At 63.4% G+C, this 5,037-nt stretch carries 5 protein-coding genes; all 5 read left to right on the forward strand.

All coding sequences use genetic code 11. From position 1 onward, the window contains the following. The first annotated feature begins 124 nt into the window (after window positions 1-124). The gene (locus ACRESD_RS04375; RefSeq protein ID WP_005792512.1) at window positions 125-613 is read left to right on the forward strand and encodes an Hcp family type VI secretion system effector; all 489 of its coding nucleotides are present in this window, start codon (window positions 125-127) and stop codon (window positions 611-613) included. Window positions 614-691: 78 nt separating this feature from the next. Next, window positions 692-1,207: a type VI secretion system baseplate subunit TssE gene (tssE, locus tag ACRESD_RS04380; RefSeq protein WP_431749800.1), complete on the forward strand. Its 516-nt coding sequence runs from the start codon at window positions 692-694 to the stop codon at window positions 1,205-1,207. After that, window positions 1,204-3,063, forward strand: coding sequence for a type VI secretion system baseplate subunit TssF (gene tssF / locus ACRESD_RS04385; RefSeq protein WP_431749801.1), 1,860 nt, complete (start codon window positions 1,204-1,206; stop codon window positions 3,061-3,063). The genes tssE and tssF overlap by 4 nt, the downstream gene beginning before the upstream one ends. Further along, window positions 3,027-4,070 carry a type VI secretion system baseplate subunit TssG gene (gene tssG, locus ACRESD_RS04390; protein WP_431749802.1) on the forward strand — a complete coding sequence of 348 codons (1,044 nt, stop codon included), beginning with the start codon at window positions 3,027-3,029 and terminating at the stop codon, window positions 4,068-4,070. Before tssF ends, tssG begins: the two co-directional genes overlap by 37 nt. After that, on the forward strand, window positions 4,063-5,037 hold a 975-nt coding region (locus ACRESD_RS04395), incomplete at its 3' end, for an AAA family ATPase (protein ID WP_431749803.1). The genes tssG and ACRESD_RS04395, both read left to right, overlap by 8 nt.

Below are 5,037 nucleotides of genomic sequence, written 5' to 3' on the forward strand. Positions count from 1 at the left end.
GCACGCGACGCGGTCTGCCAGTCAGACCGCGGCGACGCAATCGCAGGCAAGCCAGCTCCCACAGAACAGCATTGCCCATTGGGCTTAAACAAATATCGTGGCTGAGTCCACACAGGGAGAAAACATGGCTGTTGATATTTTCATCAAGATCGGCGACATCAAGGGCGAGTCCATGGACAAGGCCCACAAGGACGAAATCGATGTATTGAACTGGAGCTGGGGCATGGCCCAGTCCGGCAATATGCACGTTGGCGGTGGCGGCGGCGCGGGCAAGGTGAACATCCAGGACCTGTCGCTGACCAAATACGTCGACAAGGCTTCGCCCAACCTCATGATGCACTGCGCCAGCGGCAAGCACATCGACAAGGTCAAGCTCACCGTGCGCAAGGCCGGTGGTGAAAGCCAGGTCGAATACATGGTGATCAACCTGGAAGAAGTGTTGGTTACGTCCCTGAGCACCGGTGGTTCGGGCACCGACGACCGCCTGACCGAGAACGTTACCCTGAACTTTGCCCAAGTGATGGTCGACTACCAGCCGCAGAAAGCCGACGGCACCAAAGACGGCGGCGCGATCAAGTTTGGCTGGAACATCCGTTCCAACACCAAGCGCTGATAGCTCTGGTGGCCGTGGCTCCCCGCCACGGCCCCAGAAACCTTGTTCTTCTCATACCCCGTCCGTGGAGCTGCTTTGGTGGTAACTGAAATCGCTTCCCGCGACCGTCTGCAACCGTCCCTGCTGGACCGGTTGACCGACGACGACCCGACCAACCCCAAGGAAAGCGCCGACAAACGCGTGCTGTCCCTGACCCAATTGAAGGCCTCGGTACTGCGTGACCTGGCGTGGCTGCTCAACACCACGTCGTTGCTGGATACCGATGCCACGCTGCACACCCCGGCCGGCACCTCCGTGGTCAACTATGGCCTGCCGGCACTGGCGGGCAACAGTGTTTCCAGCGTCGACATCAAGACGCTGGAGGCGCTGATCTACCAGGCCATCGCCACCTTTGAGCCACGTATTTTGCGCCACACCCTGCGCGTCAAAGCCCGCGTCGGCCATGACGAGATGAACCACAACGCCCTGAGTTTCGAGATCGAAGGCGACCTGTGGGCACAGCCGGTGCCGTTGCGCCTGTTGCTGCAAACCGACCTCGACCTGGAGTCCGGCCATGTACGCGTGGTGAATGCCGACCAGCGGAGGCGTCCATGAACCCGCGCCTGCTGGAGCTGTACAACCAGGAACTGCACCACGTGCGCGAAAGCGCCGCCGAGTTCGCCAAGGAATACCCAAAGATCGCCAGTCGGCTGACCCTGTCCGGCATGGACTGCGCCGACCCGTACGTCGAACGTTTGCTCGAAGGCTTTGCTTACCTCACGGCCCGCGTGCAGCTCAAACTCGACGCCGAGTACCCGACCTTCACCCACAACCTGCTGGAAATCGCCTACCCGCACTACCTGGCGCCGACACCGTCGATGACTGTGGTGCAACTGCAGACCGACCCGGACGAAGGCTCACTGGCCAGCGGTTTCCCGCTGCCGCGCGACAGCGTACTGCGTGCCGCGTTGGGCCGCGAAACCCAGACCTGCTGCGAGTACCGCACCGCACACCCGGTGACGCTATGGCCATTGCAGGTGAGCAACGCCGAGTACTTCGGCAACCCCGCCGCGGTGTTGGGCCGCCTGGCCGCCAGCGAGCCGAAAGCCAAGGCCGGTTTGCGCCTGACCCTGCGCACCGGCGCCGAGCTGCCGTTCAACAGCCTCGACCTGGACTGCTTGCCGCTGTACCTCAGCGGTGCCGACGAACAACCGTTTCGCCTCTACGAACAACTGCTGGGCAATGCCTGCGCAGTGTTCGCGCGCAAGCCGGGTGGTGATTGGGTCGAGCGCCTGCCGCAGGACGCATTGCGCTCCCGTGGGTTTGACGACGCCGACGCCGCCATGCCCGTGGTGGCGCGCGCCTTCCAGGGCTATCGCCTGTTGCAGGAATACTTCGCCCTGCCCCACCGCTTCCTGTTCGTCGAATTCGCCGAACTGCGCCGTGCGGTCAAGCGCTGCGACGGCCAGGAGCTGGAACTGATCGTGTTGTTCGACCGCCATGAGCCAAGCCTGGAAGGCAGTGTCGGCGCGGCACAGTTCCTGCCATTTTGTACCCCGGCGATCAACCTGTTTCCCAAGCGTGTGGACCGCATTCACTTGTCCGATCGCGTCAATGAACACCATGTGATCGCCGACCGCACACGGCCGATGGATTTCGAGATTCATTCGTTGAGCGGCATCACCGGTCACGGCACCGGACCGGAGCAGCCGTTCCTGCCGTTCTATGCCGTGCGCGATCCATCCCGCTACGGCCGCGACCAGGCTTATTACACCGTGCGTCGCGAGCCGCGCGTGCTGTCCAGCGACCAGCGTCGCAACGGCCCGCGCTCCACCTATGTGGGCAGCGAAACCTTTGTCAGCCTGGTGGACAGCAAGCAGGCACCCTACCGTCACGACCTGCGCCAACTTGGCGTGACCGCACTGTGTACCAACCGTGATTTGCCGCTGTTCATGAGCGTAGGCAATGGCAAGACCGACTTCACCCTGGCCGACAGCGCGCCGGTCTTGGCCGTGCGTTGTGTCGCGGGCCCAAGCCGACCCCGCGCCAGCCACGCCCACGACGCCAAGGCCTGGCGCCTGATCAGCCAGTTGTCGCTCAACTATTTGTCCCTGAGCGAGCAAGGCCAGGGCGCGGGCGCCTTGCGCGAACTGCTGCGCCTGTACGGCGACAGCAACGACGCCGCCTTGCAATTGCAGATCGAGGGCTTGCGCGAAGTCAGCAGCAAAGCCGTGACTCGACGCCTGCCCATGCCCGGCCCGATTGTGTTTGGCCGTGGCCTGGAGATCACCCTGGAGTTCGATGAAAACGCGTTTCGCGGCACCGGTGTGTTCCTGCTCGGTGCGGTACTGGAACGCTTCCTGACACGCTACGTGTCGATCAACAGCTTTACCGAGACGGTGATTCGTACCACCGAACGCGGCGAGATCATGCGATGGAAAGCCAAGCCCGGACGTCGTCCGACCCTGTGAGTACCCTGGATGCGATGCATCAGGAGCCCTGGGAATACGATTTCTTCCAGGCGCTGCGGCGTATCGAGTGCGAATCGCCGGACCTGCCGCGCCTGGGCCATTCCCTGCGCCTGGCGGATGACCCGCTGCGCATGGGGCAACAAGCCGATTGCACCTTCGCCCCGGCTACCCTGGCCTCGGTCGATCCCGGTGGCGACGGCAAGCCAGCGCGCCTGGAGCAGTTCTTCTTCGGCCTGGGCGGCCCCAACGGCCCGCTGCCGCTGCATATCACCGAGTACGTGCGCGAGCGTCAGCGCAACAACGCCGACAGTACCAGCAAGCAGTTCCTGGATGTGTTCCACCATCGCCTGCTCAGCCTGTTTTACCGGGCCTGGGCCGAGGCGCGGCCGACGGTCAGTCACGACCGCCCGGACGATGATTACTGGTCCGCGCGCCTCGCAGCCCTGAGTGGACGGGGCATGCCGAGCCTGCTGAATCAGGGGCTCATCCCTGATACCGCAAAGCTGCATTACAGCGGCCACCTGTCGGCGCAGACCCGTTACCCGGACGGTTTGAAGGCGATCCTCGGTGAGTATTTCGGCCTGCCGGTGGAGATCGAAGAATACATCGGCCAATGGCTGGAACTGCCCGAGCGCAGCCGCGTGGGCGTGAGCGCCAACCAGTTGGGCGTGGACTTTTGTCTCGGCAGCCATGTGTGGGACCGCCAGCATAAATTTCGTATTCGCTTAGGCCCGCTCAAGCTCGATGACTACATGGGCATGCTGCCCGGCCACCAGCCGTTTAACGAACTGGTGGCGTGGGTGGCCGAGTACCTGGGCCATGAACTGGACTGGGACTTGAACCTGGTTCTGCAACAACCTGAAGTACCGGCGCTGCAACTCAACGGCCAGTTCCGCCTGGGCTTCAACACCTGGCTCGGCCAACCCGCGCATGACGCCAACGACCTAATCCTGGCCCGGCATTATGCCGATCAGGCCACCACCTCAAGGAATCCAGAGCATGGGTGAAATCAGTCGCGCCGCACTGTTCGGCAAACTCAACAGCGTGGCCTACAAGGCCATCGAAGCCGCCACCGTCTTCTGCAAACTGCGGGGCAACCCGTATGTGGAACTGGCCCACTGGTTTCACCAGTTGCTGCAACTGCAGGACTCGGACCTGCACCGCATCATCCGTCAGTTCAACGTGGAGCCGGCGCGTCTGGCCCGCGACTTGACCGAAGCCCTGGACCGCCTGCCACGCGGCTCGACGTCGATCACCGACCTGTCCTCCCACGTGGAAGAAGCCGTTGAGCGTGGCTGGGTGTATGGCAGCCTGATGTTTGGTGAAAGCCAGGTGCGGACCGGCTACTTGGTGCTCGGAATTTTGAAGACCCCAAGCCTGCGCCATGCGTTGCTGGGCTTGTCTTCCGAGTTCGACAAGATCAAGGCCGAGGCCCTGAGCGAGCGCTTTGACGAGTACGTCGGCGATTCGCCCGAGAACGCGTTGAGCGCCAGCGATGGCTTCAGTGCCGGCGCGGTGCCGGGCGAAGCCAGCGGTGCCATGGCGCCGAGCGCGATGGGCAAGCAGGAAGCGCTCAAGCGCTTCACGGTCGACCTGACCGAACAGGCGCGCAGCGGCAAGCTCGACCCGATTGTGGGACGTGACGAAGAGATCCGCCAACTGGTCGACATCCTCATGCGCCGCCGCCAGAACAACCCGATCCTCACCGGTGAAGCCGGCGTGGGCAAGACCGCCGTGGTGGAAGGCTTTGCCCTGCGCATCGTCGCCGGTGACGTGCCGCCCGCGCTGAAAGACGTGGAACTGCGCAGCCTCGACGTAGGCCTGCTGCAAGCCGGCGCCAGCATGAAAGGCGAGTTCGAACAGCGCCTGCGCCAGGTCATCGAAGACGTGCAGGCGTCGCCCAAGCCGATCATCCTGTTTATCGACGAAGCCCATACGCTGGTGGGTGCTGGTGGCGCTGCCGGCACGGGCGAC

This window comes from Pseudomonas sp. (assembly GCF_050739995.1).
In the GTDB taxonomy this organism is placed as follows: Bacteria; Pseudomonadota; Gammaproteobacteria; order Pseudomonadales; family Pseudomonadaceae; genus Aquipseudomonas.